This window comes from Pseudomonas sp. NFPP12 (assembly GCF_900103205.1).
GTDB classification, from domain to species: Bacteria; Pseudomonadota; Gammaproteobacteria; order Pseudomonadales; family Pseudomonadaceae; genus Aquipseudomonas; species Aquipseudomonas protegens.
Genome location: NZ_FMWW01000001.1, coordinates 783,848 through 801,049 on the forward strand (window position 1 = coordinate 783,848; position 17,202 = coordinate 801,049).

15 protein-coding genes are annotated in these 17,202 nt (G+C 65.0%); 8 read left to right on the plus strand and 7 right to left on the minus strand.

The annotated features are described in order from the left end of the window. Positions 1 to 203: 203 nt before the first annotated feature. The 5 genes from BLS75_RS03390 (at position 204) to chrA (ending at position 4,443) form a co-directional block, all read left to right on the plus strand. Positions 204 to 920, plus strand: a complete 717-nt coding sequence (locus tag BLS75_RS03390) for a helix-turn-helix transcriptional regulator (RefSeq protein ID WP_015635716.1) — start codon at positions 204 to 206, stop codon at positions 918 to 920. A gap of 52 nt (positions 921 to 972) precedes the next feature. Next, the gene (locus tag BLS75_RS03395; protein ID WP_053151784.1) at positions 973 to 1,302 is read left to right on the plus strand and encodes a nuclear transport factor 2 family protein; all 330 of its coding nucleotides are present in this window, start codon (positions 973 to 975) and stop codon (positions 1,300 to 1,302) included. A gap of 176 nt (positions 1,303 to 1,478) precedes the next feature. Next, positions 1,479 to 2,606 (plus strand): cell division protein ZapE, encoded by a 1,128-nt coding sequence (gene zapE / locus BLS75_RS03400; protein ID WP_072441752.1) that lies wholly within the window; start codon positions 1,479 to 1,481, stop codon positions 2,604 to 2,606. 158 nt (positions 2,607 to 2,764) lie between these two features. Beyond that, complete coding sequence (locus BLS75_RS03405; RefSeq protein WP_011061437.1) at positions 2,765 to 3,256, plus strand: GNAT family N-acetyltransferase; 492 nt, start codon at positions 2,765 to 2,767, stop codon at positions 3,254 to 3,256. Continuing rightward, a complete protein-coding gene (gene chrA / locus BLS75_RS03410) occupies positions 3,256 to 4,443 on the plus strand; it encodes a chromate efflux transporter (RefSeq protein ID WP_072450261.1) in 1,188 nt (395 codons plus the stop codon). Before BLS75_RS03405 ends, chrA begins: the two co-directional genes overlap by 1 nt. Here the strand turns inward: chrA and BLS75_RS03415 are convergent. From BLS75_RS03415 to BLS75_RS32325, 5 genes are all read right to left on the minus strand, one after another. Further along, entirely contained in the window at positions 4,440 to 5,861 is a 1,422-nt protein-coding gene (locus BLS75_RS03415; protein ID WP_072450262.1) for a heavy metal sensor histidine kinase, read from the minus strand. The genes chrA and BLS75_RS03415 overlap by 4 nt on opposite strands. Next, positions 5,858 to 6,532: a heavy metal response regulator transcription factor gene (locus tag BLS75_RS03420; protein WP_011061434.1), complete on the minus strand. Its 675-nt coding sequence runs from the start codon at positions 6,530 to 6,532 to the stop codon at positions 5,858 to 5,860. Before BLS75_RS03420 ends, BLS75_RS03415 begins: the two co-directional genes overlap by 4 nt. A gap of 319 nt (positions 6,533 to 6,851) precedes the next feature. Continuing rightward, on the minus strand, positions 6,852 to 7,076 hold the full coding sequence (locus BLS75_RS03425; RefSeq protein ID WP_015635710.1) for a hypothetical protein: 225 nt from the start codon (positions 7,074 to 7,076) through the stop codon (positions 6,852 to 6,854). A gap of 292 nt (positions 7,077 to 7,368) precedes the next feature. Then, entirely contained in the window at positions 7,369 to 9,111 is a 1,743-nt protein-coding gene (locus BLS75_RS03430) for a phosphoethanolamine transferase CptA (RefSeq protein ID WP_072450263.1), read from the minus strand. A 260-nt stretch (positions 9,112 to 9,371) separates the two neighbouring features. Next, the gene (locus BLS75_RS32325; RefSeq protein WP_015635709.1) at positions 9,372 to 9,548 is read right to left on the minus strand and encodes a DUF6026 family protein; all 177 of its coding nucleotides are present in this window, start codon (positions 9,546 to 9,548) and stop codon (positions 9,372 to 9,374) included. Between the two features lie 409 nt (positions 9,549 to 9,957). Between BLS75_RS32325 and gnd the strand changes: the two genes are divergently transcribed. Genes gnd through BLS75_RS03445 form a run of 3 tightly spaced genes read left to right on the plus strand, consistent with a single transcriptional unit; the run spans position 9,958 to position 13,270 of the window. Then, entirely contained in the window at positions 9,958 to 10,938 is a 981-nt protein-coding gene (gnd, locus tag BLS75_RS03435) for a phosphogluconate dehydrogenase (NAD(+)-dependent, decarboxylating) (RefSeq protein WP_072450264.1), read from the plus strand. After that, positions 10,935 to 12,452 (plus strand): glucose-6-phosphate dehydrogenase, encoded by a 1,518-nt coding sequence (gene zwf, locus BLS75_RS03440; protein ID WP_072450265.1) that lies wholly within the window; start codon positions 10,935 to 10,937, stop codon positions 12,450 to 12,452. The genes gnd and zwf overlap by 4 nt, the downstream gene beginning before the upstream one ends. Next, on the plus strand, positions 12,434 to 13,270 hold the full coding sequence (locus tag BLS75_RS03445) for a Cof-type HAD-IIB family hydrolase (protein WP_072450266.1): 837 nt from the start codon (positions 12,434 to 12,436) through the stop codon (positions 13,268 to 13,270). Before zwf ends, BLS75_RS03445 begins: the two co-directional genes overlap by 19 nt. A gap of 90 nt (positions 13,271 to 13,360) precedes the next feature. Here BLS75_RS03445 and nhaB read toward each other — a convergent pair whose 3' ends face one another. Together nhaB and paaZ are read right to left on the minus strand one after the other, a co-directional pair. Beyond that, a complete protein-coding gene (gene nhaB / locus BLS75_RS03450; protein WP_072450267.1) occupies positions 13,361 to 14,863 on the minus strand; it encodes a sodium/proton antiporter NhaB in 1,503 nt (500 codons plus the stop codon). Positions 14,864 to 15,139: 276 nt separating this feature from the next. Then, positions 15,140 to 17,194 (minus strand): phenylacetic acid degradation bifunctional protein PaaZ, encoded by a 2,055-nt coding sequence (gene paaZ, locus BLS75_RS03455; protein WP_072450268.1) that lies wholly within the window; start codon positions 17,192 to 17,194, stop codon positions 15,140 to 15,142. Positions 17,195 to 17,202 lie beyond the last annotated feature (8 nt).

The window sequence follows — 17,202 nt, forward strand, 5'->3', positions numbered from 1 at the left end:
GAGGCTGCGCAAAGGCCCGCAGGGCCTTGCTTGGCACCCCCCAGCCGAACCCTGCGGCGCAGTGCCTTCGCCGCCTGCGCCAGCGGCTACAGGACCCTGGCAGAACCATGCCTGGCAATGTCCCGCCAACCCCCAGCCTCCTGACAGAAACTGTCAGGAGGCTCTGGTAATCTGCGCCGGTGTTTTTTCCGGAGTGCACCTGCGTGTCGCGAGCCAGTCGTTTACTCACCCTGCTGCAGATGCTGCGGGGCAAAAGCCGTCCGGTGACCGCCGCGACCCTGGCCTCGGAGCTGGAGGTTTCCGAGCGCACCCTGTACCGCGATATCGCCGAGCTGACCGCCCTGGGCGCGCCGATCTACGGTGAGGCCGGGATAGGCTACGTGCTGCGCAGCGGGCTGTTCCTGCCGCCGTTGATGCTCAACGCCGACGAAACCGAGGCCGTGGTGCTGGGCCTGCGCTACGTCGATCAGCGCGGCGACGAGGAACTGAGCAAGGCCGCCGCCGATGCCATGGCCAAGATCGCCGCGGTGCTGGCCCCCGCGGCCCAGGACGCACTGCGCAATCCGACCCTGTTGCCCGGCCCGGCGGGCTACGGCTTCCCCGACAACCCGGTGTCGCTCAATGTGTTCCGTCAGGCGATCCGCCTTCAGGCCAAGCTGCTGATCGACTATGCCGACGTCAACCAGAACCCCAGCCAGCGCCGGGTCTGGCCCCTGGCCCTGGGCTTTCTCAACGAGGCCCGGGTGATCGTGGCCTGGTGTGAATTGCGCGAGGATTACCGCACCTTCCGCACCGACCGCATTGCCGCCGCCCAGGAACAGGGCGAGCGGTATCCGGGGCGGCGCAGCGACTGGCTGCGAGCCTGGCGCAAACGCATGCACAGCGATGAGCAGGGCCGTTTTACTGCTGACAGGAAATGACACGCGGGGGCTTTAGCATGGCCCGCTCATTCAACAGCAAGGAGCTTTTGTCATGTCGGCCACAGTCCCTTCCCTGGCCCCGGCCATCGCCGCTTATGTCACGGCCATCAACAGCGGCGACAGCGCAGTGGTGGCGTCGATCTTCGCCGACCGCGCCCAGGTCTTCGATGAACGCGAGCACTGCGTGGGGCCCCAGCAGATCGCCCGCTGGATGGGCAAAGGCGCGTGCCGCCTGGAAATCCTCGGGGTCCAGCAGCGCACTGGCAAAGTGCTGCTCGACAGCCGGGTGTGCGGTGACTTCCCCGGCAGCCCCCAGGCCCTGCGCCATACCTTCCGCCTGGACGCCCAGGGGCGGATCGAACGCCTGGATATTTCCCGCTGATGTAGCCGCTGGCGCAGGCGGCGAAAAACCTGAGCATGCCCAAGGTTTTGCTGGAGAGCGCCAGGCAAGGCCCTGCGGTCCTTTTCCCAGCTTCGCAGGCTCGGCAGCGGCTACAGGTCGGCCTGGAGCGGCTCATGCTGGCATACTGCGGCTCTTTGCCAGGAGGCCCGAGCCCCATGCCATTCGATTCCCCCATGAGCGCCTACCAGTACGCCCTGGAGCAGCAGGGCTTTGTCGCCGACGCGGCGCAGGCGCGGGCGGTGCAGGCCTTGCAGCAATGCCATGAAGCCCTGCATCAAGGGCGCACGGCGGTGCCCGGGGTCTATCTGTGGGGGGCGGTTGGGCGGGGCAAGACCTGGCTGATGGACCAGTTCTACCAGAGCCTGCGGGTCCCGGCGCGGCGCCAGCACTTTCATCACTTCATGGGCTGGGTGCACCAGCGTTCGTTCCAGCTGACCGGTATTGCCGACCCCTTGCAGGCCCTGGCCCGGGAGCTGGCCGAAGAGGTGCGGGTGCTGTGTTTCGATGAGCTGTTCGTCAATGACATCGGTGACGCGATCATCCTCGGGCGCCTGTTCCAGGTGATGTTCGACCAGGGCGTGGTGCTGGTCTGCACCTCCAACCAGCCCCCGGAGCAGCTGTATGCCGATGGCTTCAACCGCGAGCGCTTCGTTCCGGCGATCAGCGCCATCCGCCAGCACATGCAGGTGGTGGCGGTGGACGGCGAGCAGGATCACCGCCTGCACCCGGGCGCCGCCGAGCAACGCTACTGGCTTGGCGCCGAGGGGCAGCCGAGCGCCCTGGGGCCGGTGTTCGAGCGCTTGAGTGCCGGGCAGCCGGCGAGCAGCGAGCCGCTGTTGCTCGGCTATCGCCCGTTGCAGGTGGTCAAGGCGTGCGGGACGGTGGCCTGGTGCAGCTTCGTCGAACTGTGCGAACAGCCGTTTTCCGCCATGGACTTCATGGCCCTGTGCGACCGCTTCCAGGCCATTCTCCTGAGCGATGTGCCCAACCTCAGCGCTTGCCAGCGCCCCGCACGCATTGCCCGGGGCACCGAGGATGGTGCCGAGCGGGTGGTGGCCGGGGATCGTGAGTTGCCGCAGCTGTCGGTACATGACGACGCGGTGCGGCGTTTCATCGCCCTGGTGGACGAGTGCTACGACCGCAAGGTGCCGCTGTACCTGGAAGCCCGGGTGCCCATGGAACAGCTGTACACCGAGGGCTACCTGGAGTTCGCTTTCCGCCGCACCCTCAGCCGCCTGCAGGAAATGCAGTTGCAGCGTTTTGCCGGTGGGCCCGCGGCCTGAAGGGAAACCCTTCCGGCTGCCGTGGATCCCGGCCACTGCTTAGGATTTTTTCTGTAGTGCGCGGGTTAAAAATCTTCGTTTGGTCAAATCCCCCAGCCTACAATCGAGGCTGCCTGAGCCCTGAGCGCTCACTTTCAATACGTTGATCGAGGATGAACATGGACGTTGCCGATGTCGTGGTGTTGCAAGCCAGTTACAGCAACCCGGTGCATGCCGAAGCCATAGGCGTGTTGCTCAACCACTATGCCGAGGACCCCATGGGCGGCGGCCAGCCCCTGGACGCAGACCGGCTCCAGCAGTTGCCGGCGGAGCTGGCCAAGCGGCCCCAGGCGTTCAGCGTGCTGGCCTTTGCCGGCGGGCAGCCGGTGGGCCTGGTGAACTGCTTCGAAGGCTTCTCCACCTTTGCCTGCCGGCCCCTGGTAAATATCCATGACGTGGTGGTGCTGGACAGCTACCGCGGCCAGGGCCTGAGCAAGCGCCTGCTGCAGAAGGTCGAGGACATCGCCCGGCAACGGGGCTGCTGCAAGGTCACCCTGGAAGTGCTGGAGGGCAATGCCCAGGCCCAGGCCGCCTATCGCGCCTGCGGTTTCGCCAATGCCATGCTCGACCCGGCTCACGGGCGCATGCTGTTCTGGAGCAAAGCCTTGTAATGCACGCCCCCAACCCCTGCGCGCCGGTCCCGGTAGAAACACCCTGGCGGATCTTCCTGGTGTTTCTGCGCCTGGGCCTGAGTTCGTTTGGCGGGCCGCTGGCGCACCTGGGCTACTTTCGCCAGGAATTCGTCCAGCGCCGGCGCTGGCTGGGGGAGGCGGCCTATGCCGAGCTGGTCGCGCTGTGCCAGTTTCTTCCCGGACCTGCCAGCAGTCAGGTCGGCATCGCCCTGGGATTGTCTCGCCGTGGCCTGCCCGGGGCCCTGTGTGCCTGGGCCGGCTTTACCTTGCCTTCGGCCCTGGCCCTGGCACTGCTGGCCCTGGGGTTGGGGGGCGGGGTCCCGGCCGGGGCGCTCAAGGGCTTGCAACTGGTGGCGGTGGCGGTGGTGGCCCAGGCCTTGTGGGGCATGGCCCGCAGCCTGTGCCGGGGCGCCTTGCAGATCGTCATTGCAGTGCTGGCCGCGGCGCTGGTGCTGCGCTGGCCGGGCCTGGGCGGGCAGTTGCTGGTGATGCTGCTGGCGGCGCTGCTGGGCCGCTGGCTGATCAGGCCGGTGTTCCAGGTGCAGGTCCAGAGCCCTCCCTCTGGGGCGAGTCGCCGCCTGGGGGCGTGTTGCCTGGGGCTGGCGCTATTGCTGCTGGTGCTGTTGCCGGGGCTGGTGCTGCTCTGGCCGGGGCGCCTGCTGAGCCTGTTCGATGGTTTCTACCGGGTCGGCGCTCTGGTATTCGGCGGCGGCCATGTGGTGCTGCCGCTGTTGCAGGCGCAGGTGGTGGAGCCCGGCTGGGTCAGCAGCCCGCTGTTCCTGGCCGGGTACGCCAGCGCCCAGGCGATGCCCGGCCCGCTGTTCAGCGTCGCGGCCTTTCTCGGCGCGGCCATCGATGGCTGGAGTGGGGCGGTGGTGTGCCTGCTGGCGATCTTTCTGCCAGGGCTGTTGCTGGTGATCGGCGTGGTGCCCTTCTGGCAGCGGCTGCGCCACCGCCAGGGCATCCAGGCGGCCCTGGCCGGGGTCAATGCCGCGGTGGTGGGCCTGCTGGCGGCAGCGTTGTACCAACCCCTGTGGACCAGCAGCGTGACCGGCGCGCCGGAACTGGTGGCGGTGTTGCTGGCGCTGCTGCTGTTGCGCAGCGGCCGGGTGCCGCCCTGGGCCCTGGTGCTGCTGGGGGCCGGGGCCGGTGCCTGGCTGCTCTAGAGGTCGTGCTGCGCCGGGTCGAGCCTTGGGAATACCAGGCGGAACTCGGTCAGGAGTTCCGGGATGCTGCTGACCTCGGTGCGCCCCTGGTGCAGGTTCATGATCGAACGGACGATGGCCAGGCCCAGCCCGGTGCCGCCTTCGGCCCGGGTGCGGCTGCTGTCGACCCGATAGAAGCGCTCGAACAGATGGGGCAGGTGGCTGGCGGCGATGCCCGGGCCGGGGTTGCCCACGCTCAGGCTCACGGCCTCCATGCTCTGCTCCACCCGCAGGCTGATCTGCCCCCGCGGCGGGCTGTGGCGAATGGCGTTGGACAGCAGGTTGGAAATGGCCCGCTGGATCATCAGCCGGTCCCCCAGCACCCAGGCATCGCCACTGGGCTGCAGTTGCAGCTGCTTCTCTTCGGCGCTCAGGGCGAACAGGTCGATGACCCGGCGCGCTTCTTCCCCCAGCGAGACCCGGGCGAACCGGGCCTGGGACGCCGGCTGGCTGACCTGGGCCAGGAACAGCATGTCGGCGACGATCCGCGTGACCCGCTCCAGCTCTTCGATACTGGCCTCCAGCACCGCCTTGTACTCCTCTGGCGGGCGTTCCCGGGACAGGGTCACCTGGGCCTTGCCCATCAGGTTGCTGATGGGCGAGCGCAACTCGTGGGCTAGGTCGTCGGAGAACTGCGACAGGCGCTGCACGCCGCCGTCCAGGCGTTGCAGCATGACATTGATGCCCTGGCCCAGCTCCGCCAGCTCCCGGGGCAGGCCCTGCAGCTTCAGGCGGTGGGTCAGGTCCTGGGTGGTGACCCGCGCCGCGACCCGGCTGAACTGCTGCAGCGGCAGCAGGCCCCGTTGCACCAGCCACCAGGCGCCGAAACCGATCAGCAGCAGCAACAGGGGCAGGGCGATCACCGTGGAGCGCAGGTAGGCGCTGAGCAGCGCCTGATCGTTGCTGCGGTCCAGGGTCAGTACCACCTGGACCTGCTCGCCGTTGCGCAGGCTCATCTGCCGCAGGGCGCTGAGCAAGGGGTTGCCGCGGCTGTCGCGCCAGTCGACATAGCCATCGCCACCGATATTGCCCAGGGGTTCGGGCAGGGACTCCTGGGCCATGCCGCCGACAATCAGCAGGGGTTCGGCCAGCGGATCGCTGCCGAGGATGCTCAATTGCAGGTTGTCGTGGCCCATCACCAGGTCCAGCAGGGAATGGGGGCGGGCCGCCAGGTCACTGCTCTTGAGGTCGCTGGTGAGGCTGTGCCGGATCTGCTCCAGCTTGCTGTCCAGGCCCTTGCGCGCCAGGTTGTCCAGCTCATGGTTCAACGCCAGGTAGGCCAGGGTTGCCAGCAGCACCACCAGTGCCGCGCCCATCAGGGCGACGGTCAGCCCCAGGCGCATGGACAGGCTGCTGGCCGCGGTGGGGCGCGCTGTCATGGGCGTGCTTCCAGGACATAACCGACACCGCGCAAGGTATGGATCAGCTTGACGTCACTGGCGTCGTCGATCTTGCCCCGCAAGCGGCTGATGGAGACTTCCACCACATTGGTGTCGCAGTCGAAGTTCATGTCCCAGACCAGGGAAATGATCTGGGTACGGGTCAGTACTTCTCCGCTGTGGCGCATCAATACATGCAGCAGGGTGAACTCCTTGGTCGTCAGGTCGATACGCCGACTGCCGCGATAAGCCCGATGACGGCGCGGGTCAAGTTGCAGGTCGGCAACTTGCAGAACTTCCGGTTGGACAATGACTTCACTACGACGCATCAGGGTACGAACCCGGGCCAGCAACTCGGGAAATTGAAACGGTTTGACCAGATAATCATCGGCGCCCATATCCAGGCCCTTGACCTTGTCTTCCAGGCGCCCGCGGGCAGTCAACATCATGACCCGTGCGGGATAGTTTCCCTGCAGTTGCTCAAGAACTTGCCAACCATCTTTGCCGGGCAGGTTGATATCCAGGATTACCAATTCATAGGGCTGTTGTTGAATCAGGTGCAGGCCGTCCACGCCATTGTTCGCCCGGTCCACCACATAGCCACTTTCACTCAGGCCCTGATGCAGGTAGTCGGCCGTCTTGGGTTCGTCCTCAATCACCAGAATGCGCATTGCAATATCCTCTTCAAAGCTGTCGGGGGCTGTCGAGCGAGCGCAGGTTAAAGTCTGTAGTAGCTATAGGGTCAATAAAATAACCCAGCTAATTCAACTGATTAACCAGGCTGTCCGATCAGTGGCGAGCGGCATGGTGCGGCGATACTAATTGAGCCGGGGCACTGCGGGCGGCAGATGACCGGGTTGTCATCTGCCTGTCATGCGGGTGCAAGAGAAGGAGGGCAGCCCCTATGAAAAAGGCGCCCGCAAGGGCGCCAAACATCCACTTCTGGCAAAGGAGCAGATTGCCGGGAATGGGTATCGCTGGAACAGGGGGTCAGGCACCAGGCTGTTGTTGCTTGGCATCCGAGGCGGAATAGTTGGGCTCGGATTTCTGCTTTTCGGCTTTTGCGGTGTTTTCGGTCTTGTCGCCATGAAGTTGCTGCTGGCTAACGCGGAAGTTGTCATAGAAGCGCTGCATATTCTCCGAGCCACCTTCGGCAAAGGCCGCGCTGGAACCTACCAGAATCAGGCCGCTTAATACCAAAGTTGAAAGTTTCATGCTGTTTTTCCTACTTAAGAATGTTCGGTACTTGTTACGTCCCTGCACAAGAAGTGATGGGCGAAAGTTTCACCGAAGTGTATTAAGCGAGGGTTAACGTCAGCCTGAAGTGCTGATTACAATTTCGACATCATGTGTCTCTGCCGGCGCTCGGCCGCGCTGACCGGGAAGGGCACCGCCTTGAAGGCGCCGCCTGCGGACGCTGCCTGGTGCAAAAAAAAGCCCCGGGAACCGGCCAGGGTTCTCGGGGCTGTTTGCCGGCAAGCCGGATCCTGCGGGCGTGGCAGGGGGCTTACTTTTGTACCACCGTGGCTTCGATCGGGGCCTTGGGTTTCATCAGGCTGAAGTCGACCAAGGGCCTGCTCTGGCGCGAGTAGGGGTCGCCGATCAGCAGCGGGCGTGGCTTGAAGCTGTCGCTCACCAGGCTGCGGCTGTGGTCCAGCTCATCGAAACTCAGGCCCGCCAGGTCCGCCCAGGTGTGAATCAGCTGGGAGCTCATGTAGGGGCGGCTGAGGTCCGAGGCAAAGCTCCAGTCATGGGTTTCCCGCCATTTCGGCGAGGCCCAGGCCATGAACGGAATGGTGTACATCGGCGCCGTCGGCCGGGCTTCGTTGCGCCCCAGGGTGTCATGGCCGGCGGAGTCGAAGACGTCCTCGCCATGGTCCGAGAGGTACAGCAGGAAACCGTTGGGGTCGGTCTTGGCGTAGTTCTTGATCAGGTTCGAGACCACGAAGTCGTTGTACAGCACGGCGTTGTCGTAGCTGTTGTAGGTGGGCAACTGGTCGTCGCGCACGCCGGCCGGTACGCCCTGGCGATCATTGAACTTGTCGAAGCTGGGCGGGTAGCGGTACTGGTAGCTCATGTGGGTGCCCAGCAGGTGGACCACGATGAACTTGCGCGGTGCGCTGTCGGCCAGGGCCTTGGAGAACGGTTCGAGCACGTCGCCGTCGTACTGGCGGGCGTTCTGGTTGCGGTTGTTGTTCAGGTACACCTGCTCGTCTGCCTGTTCGGAGAAGGTGGTGAGCATGGTGTTGCGCTTGGTCATGGTCTGCTGGTTGGTGATCCAGTAGGTCTTGTAGCCGGCCTGCTTCATCACGCTGACCAGGGACGGGCTCTTGAGGTACAGGTCGGGGTTTTCTTCGTCGGCGAAGGTCAGTACCTGCTGCAGCGCCTCGATGGTGTAGGGGCGCGGGGTGATGACGTTGTTGAAGATCGCCAGTTGGTCCTTGAGCTTGTCCAGCTCCGGGGTGGTCTGGCGCGGGTAGCCGTACAGGCTCATGCGCTGGCGGTTGGTGGATTCGCCGATGACCAGTACCAGGGTCGCCGGCTGGTTGGCCATGCTGTCCTTGAGGTTGGTCAGGGGCGCGATCTTGCTGGCGCTGGCGAGCATGCCCTGCATGCCGTCCAGTTGCTCGCGGTAGCGGCGATAGGCAATCACCATCTGCCAGGGCACGGCGGGCTCGATGCGGGTTTCGAATTTCTCCAGGCCGGCGGCCAGGGTATCGGCGCGGGAGATCTGCTTGACCAGCGGGTAGCCGACGATGGCCACCAGGATCGCCGCCGCCACCACCAGGGCCTGCCCCCGAGGCAGGTAGACCGGGCGCAGGCGGGTCCAGAGGAAGAAGGCGAATGCGCTGTGGGCGAGGAATGCCAGGAGCATCCACCAGGCAAAGTACTGGGTCAGGTATTCACCGGCTTCCGAGGGGTTGGACTCGAACATGATGAAGATGACGCTTTGCGAGAACTCCTGCTGGTAGACGAAGAAGTAGCCCAGGCTGGCCATGGAGCAGGCCCAGAGCACCACGCCGATCACGGCGGCCATGACTTTGGTGCGCGCCGGGAACAGCAGCATCGGTGCCAGCCAGATGGCGCTCATGAAGAACGCCTGGCGGAAACCGGTGAAACCGGAGGTGTCGGTCAGCTGGATCAGCAGTTGGGTGATGCCGGAGAAATACCAGAAGAACAGGAACAGCCAGAGCAGCCCCATCCAGTCAAAACCTTTCGCAGATGCACTACTGCGTTTGAACAATGCCATTGAGCGCTCCCCAGGGATCCAGATTCATTGCGCGCCAAGGGCGTCGCGAATGAGCGCCGTCTTGTAACAAGACGGCCACAATGGCCGGGAGTATCGATAGGCAAGTGTGAAAACTTTGTCAGCTGAACGTCGCTATTTTGTGGTCTGCAACGGGGGGCTGTGGTGGTGCGCTGGTGTGGCTACGGGCGGCGGCGGGGCGACGAGGTCTGGGACCTGCAGCGGGGCTGAACGCAGGTCGGGCCTGCGTTCAGGGGCGAGGCTCAGCTCGCGGAGGAGAGGTGTAGCGGCGCCGGTTGACCCTGGCTTTGCAACTGCAGGCGCAATTGTGCGAGCTCCCGTTGCAGTTGATCGCGTTCGTCTTTGAGTTGACGCAATTCGTCACGACGAATGGTGACGTACAGGGTTTGTGCTGGTCGTGCCGGTAGTACTGTGCCCATTGCTTCACCTCGCAAATGGCGTGTCTCAACTATGCTTCGCTGGCCGCATCCCTTGCGCAAAGCACTATCGGCGGCAATTTTATTTCTTTTTCGGGCAAAGGGAACTTTTTTATTTTTCGCGGTCGCTGTGTCTTCGCGCAGACTTGCAGCGTTATCCACCCAGGGCCAGGGAAACTTCAGGCGCTGGCACGGGACTAATCTTCATTGTTCTGCTGCCCGTCAGGGGAATTGGCTGGGGCCGGTCGATGGGTAATTCGCGCCGTCGGGGGTAAAAAACTCGGAATCTGCCTGAAGATTGCGCTGTCTTGGGGCTTCTTGCCTTGTATAGTTGCGCCCCTCGGGATTTTGCCCCGGCCCACTGGGCTATAACTTTTTTTGATCAGAATTTTTGCAGTAGGAGCATCAGCACATGCAACTGGGGATTATTGGACTGGGCCGCATGGGCGGCAACATTGCACGGCGCCTGATGCTCAATGGGCACGAGACCGTAGTCTTTGACCGCAACACCGACTTCGTCAGCACCCTGGCCGCTGAAGGCGCCAAGGGCGTCGCCGACCTGCCGGCCCTGGTGGCGGGCCTGGAAAAGCCCCGTGCGGTCTGGGTCATGCTGCCCGCGGGCGCACCCACCGAAGACACCATCGACGCCCTCAGCCAGTTGCTGGAGCCGGGCGATGTGATCATCGACGGTGGCAACACCTACTATAAAGACGACATCCGCCGCGCCCGCGACCTGGCGCAAAAGGGCCTGAAGTACATCGACGTCGGCACCTCCGGCGGCGTCTGGGGCCTGGAGCGTGGCTACTGCATGATGATCGGCGGCGACGCCGCCGAAGTGCTGCGCCTGGACCCGCTGTTCGCCGCCCTGGCGCCGGGCATGGGCACCATCCCGCGGACCAAGGACCGGGTCGCCGATGACGACCGTGCCGAACGCGGCTACATCCACGCCGGCCCGGCCGGTTCCGGGCACTTCGTCAAGATGATCCACAACGGCATCGAGTACGGCATGATGCAGGCCTTCGCCGAGGGCTTCGACATCCTCAAGACCAAGGCCTCGGAAAGCCTTCCGGAAGACCAGCGCTTCGACCTCAATGTCGCCGATATCGCCGAAGTCTGGCGCCGTGGCAGCGTGGTGTCCTCCTGGCTGCTGGACCTGACCGCCGATGCCCTGGCGGGCGATCCGAAGCTCGACGGCTTCTCCGGCTCGGTGGCCGACAGTGGCGAAGGGCGCTGGACCATCGAAGCGGCCATGGAGCAATCGGTGCCGGTGCCGGTGCTGTCCAACTCGCTGTTCTCCCGCTACCGCTCCCGCGGCCAGGGCACCTACGGTGACAAGCTGCTGTCGGCCATGCGCTTCGGCTTTGGCGGCCATGTGGAGACCGGGAAAAAATGACCACCACGCGAAAGAAGTCCAAGGCGTTGCCGGCGCCGCCGACCACGCTGTTCCTGTTCGGCGCCCGCGGTGATCTGGTCAAGCGCCTGCTGATGCCGGCGCTGTACAACCTCAGCCGCGACGGTTTGCTGGATGAGGGGCTGCGGATTGTCGGCGTCGACCACAACGCGGTGAGCGACGCCGAGTTCGCCACGCTGCTGGAAGACTTCCTTCGCGATGAAGTGCTCAACAAGCAAGGCCAGGGGGCGGCGGTGGATGCCGCCGTCTGGGCCCGCCTGACCCGGGGCATCAGCTATGTCCAGGGCGATTTTCTCGACGACTCCACCTATGCCGAACTGGCGGCGCGGATTGCCGCCAGCGGCACCGGCAACGCGGTGTTCTACCTGGCCACCGCGCCGCGCTTCTTCAGTGAAGTGGTGCGCCGCCTGGGCAGCGCCGGGTTGCTGGAGGAGGGGCCGCAGGCTTTTCGCCGGGTGGTGATCGAAAAACCCTTCGGCTCCGACCTGCAGACCGCCGAAGCCCTCAACGGCTGCCTGCTCAAGGTCATGAGCGAGAAGCAGATCTATCGCATCGACCATTACCTGGGCAAGGAAACGGTCCAGAACATCCTGGTCAGCCGTTTTTCCAACAGCCTGTTCGAGGCATTCTGGAACAACCATTACATCGACCACGTGCAGATCACCGCGGCGGAAACCGTCGGCGTGGAAACCCGTGGCAGCTTTTATGAACACACCGGTGCCCTGCGGGACATGGTGCCCAACCACCTGTTCCAGTTGCTGGCGATGGTGGCCATGGAGCCGCCCGCAGCCTTTGGCGCCGATGCGGTACGTGGCGAAAAGGCCAAGGTGGTGGGGGCTATCCGCCCCTGGTCCGTGGAGGAGGCCCGGGCCAACTCGGTGCGCGGCCAATACAGCGCCGGTGAAGTGGCCGGCAAGGCCCTGGCGGGCTACCGCGAGGAAGCCAACGTGGCGCCGGACAGCAGCACCGAAACCTACGTTGCGCTGAAGGTGATGATCGACAACTGGCGCTGGGTCGGGGTGCCGTTCTACCTGCGCACCGGCAAGCGCATGAGTGTGCGCGATACCGAGATCGTCATCTGCTTCAAGCCGGCGCCCTATGCACAGTTCCGCGATACCGAGGTCGAGCGCCTGTTGCCGACCTACCTGCGGATCCAGATCCAGCCCAACGAAGGCATGTGGTTCGACCTGCTGGCGAAAAAGCCCGGGCCGAGCCTGGACATGGCCAACATCGAACTGGGTTTTGCCTACCGCGACTTTTTCGAGATGCAGCCCTCCACCGGCTACGAAACCCTGATCTACGACTGCTTGATCGGCGACCAGACCCTGTTCCAGCGCGCCGACAACATCGAGAACGGCTGGCGCGCGGTGCAACCCTTCCTCGATGCCTGGCAACAGGACGCCAGCTTGCAGAGCTACCCGGCGGGCGTGGATGGCCCGGCAGCCGGGGATGATCTGCTGGCCCGGGATGGCCGCGTATGGCGACCCCTGGGGTGAGTGGCGTGCCGGCGCGGCCTATCGAGTTCCTCCTCAGTGACATGGACGGCACCCTGTTGCGCCCCGACCACAGCCTCAGCCCTCGCACCCTGGATGCGGTCCGTGCGCTGCGCGAGGCCGGGGTGGCCTTCAGCCTGGCCACCGGACGGCCGCCGCGGGCCATGCTGCAGCAGATCGAGGCGTTGGGCGTCGACCTGCCCACTGCCGGCTTCAACGGCGGCAGTATCGTCAAGCCCGATGGCAGTTTCCTGGCTCGTCACCATGTTCCGGTGGAAGCGGCGGTCACCGCCTTGCTGCTGTTCGAACCCTGCCCACAGGTCGAGACCTGGGTGTTTGCCGACAACGAATGGCTGCTGCGCAACCTGGACGGTGCCCTGATGCCCCTGGAGCGCCAGGCGCTGGGTTACGCCCCCAAGGTGGTGGACAGCTTCGAGGAATACCTGCCGCGCATCGACAAGATCGTCGCCGCCAGCAGCGATCACCGCTTGCTGGTGCAGTTGGAGGCCCGCTTGCAGGCCACCACTGCAGGGCAGGCCCAGGCGTCCCGTTCCCAACCCAGGTTCCTCGATCTCACTGCCTTGCAGGCGGACAAGGGGCAGGCCCTGGTGACCCTGGCCGAATACCTGGGGGTGCCGCTGGAGCGCTGCGCGGCCCTGGGCGATGGCGGCAACGACCCGGCGATGTTCCAGCGTGCCGGCCTGTCGATTGCCATGGGCCAGGCGGAAGAACAGGTCAAGCGCCAGGCTGATGTGATCACCGGCAGCAACCTGGAAGACGGCGCCGCCGAAGCCATCGAGCGCTATATCCTCATGCGTTGAGGGCCGTGGCCCGGCATCGCGCCGGGCCACGGCCCCCAGTCCTGCACCCATTGCGCCCCATCTGCAGTTCCGAGGCGCCCCAAGCGGCGGTTACAACCAGTAGCTCACCGCGTACCAGCCCAGCAGCCCCATCACCACGGTGTAGGGCAGGGCCATCCACACCATTCGGCCGTAGGACAGGCGTACCAGCGGCGCAATCGCCGAGGTCAGCAGGAACAGGAAGGCCGCCTGGCCGTTGGGCGTGGCCACGCTCGGCAGGTTGGTGCCGGTATTGATGGCGATCGCCAGGGTTTCGAAGTGCTCGCGACTCATCTGCCCAGAGATGAAGGCCTGTTTCACTTCGGTGATGTAGATGGTGGCCACGAACACGTTGTCGCTGATGGCCGAGAGCACGCCATTGGCAATGAACAGCATGCCCGGCTGCTGGTCCGCCGGCAGCGCCAGCACCCACTGGATCAGCGGGGTGAACAGCTGCTGCTGGTGAATCACCGCCACCACCGCAAAGAACACCACCAGCAGGGCGGTGAAGGGCATGGCGTCCTTGAACGCGTTGCCCAGGCGGTGCTCGTCGGTGATCCCGGTAAAGGCGGTGATCAGTACGATCACCAGCAGGCCGATCAGCCCGACCTCGGCCACATGCAGGGCCAGGGCGACGATCAGGATCAGTGCCGCCAGCCCCTGCACCAGCAGGGCCGCGCGCTGGCGCGAGGTGCGCTGGGCATCGTCCTCGGCGGCGTAGTTGGCCAGCACCTGGCGCACGTTGTCCGGCAGCAGGGTGCCGTAGCCGAACCAGCGCAGCTTCTCCAGCAGTACGCAGGTCACCAGGCCAGCCGCCAGGACCGGCATCGAAACCGGTGCCACCTTGCTGAAGAAATCGGCGAAGTGCCAGCCCATTTCATGGCCGATCAGCAGGTTCTGCGGTTCCCCCACCAGGGTGCACACACCGCCCAGGGCGGTGCCCACGGCGCCATGCATCAGCAGGCTGCGCAGGAAGGCGCGGAACTGCTCCAGGTCGTCATGATGCAGAGCGGGCAACTGTTGGTCGTCGGCGAAGGCGCTGTCCTGGCGCGGGTCATTGCCGGACGCCACCCGGTGATACACCGAATAGAAGCCTACCGCGGCGCTGATGATCACCGCGGTGACGGTCAGGGCGTCGAGAAAGGCCGAGAGGAAGGCCGAGAGAAAGCAGAACAGCAGGCCCAGCAGCGCCTTGGAGCGCACCCCCAGCAGCAGCCGGGAGAATAGGTAGAGCAGCAACTCCTTCATGAAATAGATGCCGGCCACCATGAACATCAGCAGCAGGATCACCGGGAAGTTGTGCACCAGCTCGTCATACAGCGCCTGGGGCGTGGTCATGCCCAGCACCAGTGCTTGCACCAGCAGCAGGCCGCCGGGCATCAAGGGGTAGCACTTGAGGGCCATGGCCAGGGTGAAGATGAATTCGATCACCAGGCACCAGCCGGCGGCGGCCGGGCTGACAGCGAAGAACAGCAGAGGGTTGAGCAACAGGAACGCGACAATGCTTGCCTTGTACCAGCGGGGCGATTGGCCGAGAAAATTGTGGGCGAACGCCTGGGCCATTGAACCGGACATTGGCGGCTCCTTGTAGTGAGAAGCGCGCAACTTGCCCCATGGCGGATTGAGAATCAAGAATTGATGAAATCTTTTGCGACAAACTTCGCCATCGCCCCCAGCGGCCGCCAGTGCACGACCTTCCGTAGGAGCCGGCTTGCCGGCGAAGAGGCCCATGAGCCTTGCGCAGTGTTAAAGCACGCCTTCGCTGGCAAGCCAGCTCCTACGGGGGCTGGCGTTGTAGGAGCCGGCTTGCCGGCGAAGGGGGCCTCGAGCCTTGCGCAGCCTTCAACGGTTTCACTCAGTACGCTTGGCCACCAGGGTCAGGATGTCGTAGCTGGCCACCACCTCGCCCAGCTGGTTGCTGACTTCCACATCCCAGGCCACCACTCCTTGCGGCGTGCCCTGGGGGCTGAGCTTGCCCTGGTCGATCTTGCGCTTGCAGGTCAGGCGCGCCTGCAGGGTGTCGCCAATGCCCACCGGGGTGATGAAGCGCAGGGTGTCCAGGCCGTAGTTGGCCAGCACCGGGCCGGGGCCCGGGGAAACGAACAGCCCGGCCGCCGCCGAGAGCACGAAGTAGCCGTGGGCGATGCGCTTGCCGAACTGCGACTCCCTGGCGGCAATCTCGTCGAAGTGCATATAGAAATGGTCCCCCGACAGGCAACCGAAGTTCACCAGGTCGGCCTCGGTCACGGTGCGCCGGTGGGTCAGCAGGGATTCGCCGATCCGCAGGTCCTGGAAGTGCCGGCGGAAGGGGTGGACCTCGGTTTCGATCACCTGGGCACCGCGCACGTACTCGCCGGTTACCGCCGCCAGCATGCTTGGCGAACCCTGGATCGCCGCCCGTTGCAGGTAATGCTTGACCGCCCGCAGGCCGCCCAACTCTTCGCCACCCCCGGCGCGGCCCGGGCCGCCATGCTTGAGCTGTGGCAGGGGCGAGCCGTGGCCGGTGGATTCGCCAGCACAGTGGCGGTCCAGCACCAGCAAGCGACCGTGCCAGGCCGCAGCCCGGGGAATGACCTGGGCGGCAATGGCCGGGCTCTTGGTGACCAGGCTGGCCACCAGGCTGCCCTTGCCGCGAGAGGCCAGCTCCAGTGCCTGGTCCAGGTCGTCATAGGCCATCAGGGTGCTGACCGGGCCAAAGGCTTCGATGTCGTGGGCGCCGCCCTCGGCCATGGGATCGCGCGCCAGCAACAGGGTCGGGGCGAAGAACGCGCCCTGGCTGACGTTTGCGCCTCGGGGCTCGAAGCCGTCCCGGGCACCGAACAGCAGGTCGCTGCTGTGCAGCAGGCTTTGCAGGCGCTCTGCCACATCACGCTGCTGTTCATGGGAGGCCAGGGCGCCCATGCGCACACCTTCCACCGCCGGGTCGCCCACCACCACCTTCGACAGGCGTTCGCGCAACCTGGTGGCCACCGCATCCATTTGTTTGGCGGGGACGATGGCGCGGCGGATGGCGGTGCATTTCTGCCCGGCCTTGACCGTCATTTCCCGTGCCACTTCCTTGATGAACAGCTCGAATTCCTCGTCGTCCGGGCTTACGTCCGGGGCCAGGATCGCGCAGTTCAGCGAGTCGGCCTCGGCATTGAAGGGTACCGAATGGCGGATCAGGTTCGGGTTGGCCCGCAGTCGTCCGGCAGTGCTGGCGGAGCCGGTGAAAGTCACCAGGTCCTGGCCTTGCAGGCGGTCCAGCAGGTCGCCGGTAGCGCCTATCACCAATTGCAGGCTGCCTTCGGGCAGCAGCCCGGATTCATGCATCAGCCGCACCGCGGCCTCGGTCAGGTAACTGGTGGCGCTGGCCGGCTTGACGATGCATGGCATGCCGGCGAGGAAGCACGGGGCGAATTTTTCCAGCATGCCCCAGATCGGAAAGTTGAAGGCGTTGATGTGCACCGCCACGCCACCTCGGGGCACCAGGATGTGGCTGCCGGCAAAGCTGCCAAGCTTGCTCAGGGATTGCGCCGGGCCTTCGTGCAACACGTTGCCCGACGGCAGTTCCCGGGCGCCGAGGCCGGCGTAGCTGAACAGGGTGCTGTTGCCGCCCTCGATATCGATCCAGCTGTCGGCCCGCGTCGCGCCGCTGTGATGGGACAGGGCATAGAGCTGCTCCTTGCGCTCGCTCAGATACAGCGCCAGGGCCTTGAGGCGCTGGGCCCGCTGCTGGAAATCCAGGGTCAGCAAGGCCTTGCCGCCCTGATGGCGACCAAAGGCCAGGGCCTCGGCGAAGTCCGGGGCCTCCTCGTGGGTGCGCGCCACTTCATGCCCATCGATGGCGCTGCGCAGTGACTGGGCCGGATGCTGGCCGAACCAGTGGCCGGCGATGAAGCTTTGCAGGGTAGGAGCCTGTGGCATGGGGATTC